At 67.6% G+C, this 547-nt stretch carries 1 protein-coding gene; it reads right to left on the bottom strand.

What is annotated here, in order from left to right; all coding sequences use genetic code 11:
- On the bottom strand, positions 1 to 547 hold a 547-nt coding region (locus A5702_RS19090), incomplete at both ends, for a glycosyltransferase (RefSeq protein WP_369817939.1).

Below are 547 nucleotides of genomic sequence, written 5' to 3'. Positions count from 1 at the left end.
CCATTTCGCTGGGCTTGGTCATCCGGGTGGCGATCTCGCGGGCCCGGGTGGCGTAGGACGGGGTGAGGGTTTGCCGCAGGTCTGCCACCAGGGATTTGCTGGTGGTCTTCGAGAAGCGCCGGGCCGTACCGACTTCCAGTCGCTTGACCTGGGCCCCCCAGTAGGGCTGATCCGCCGAGCTCCAGAGGATCAACGTCGGAACTCCGGCGCGCAGGCTGGCGGCCGTGGTGCCCGATCCGCCATGGTGGACGACCGCGCGGCAGGCGGGGAAGACGGCCGCGTAATTGACGGGGCCGACCACCTTGACGTGGTCGAAGTGCGGGACTTCGCTGAAATCCGACCCGCCGGCGCAGATCAGTGCGCGTTCGCCCAATTGGGTGCAGGCGGTGCTGATCATCTCGACCATCTCGGTGGGGGATTCGACCGGGATGCTGCCGCTGGCGAAGCAAATCGGCGGTGTTCCCGCGGCTATCCACGAGGCGACGTCGTCGTCGAGTTCGGTGGTCAGCTCCATCGTCAGCGCCCCGACGAACGGCCGCTGACCGTC

Origin of the sequence: Mycobacterium sp. E3339 (genome assembly GCF_001666915.1) — a bacterium.
In the GTDB taxonomy this organism is placed as follows: Bacteria; Actinomycetota; Actinomycetes; order Mycobacteriales; family Mycobacteriaceae; genus Mycobacterium.
Note: the sequence above shows the minus strand (reverse complement) of the source record. Positions and strands in the feature narration are given on the sequence as shown.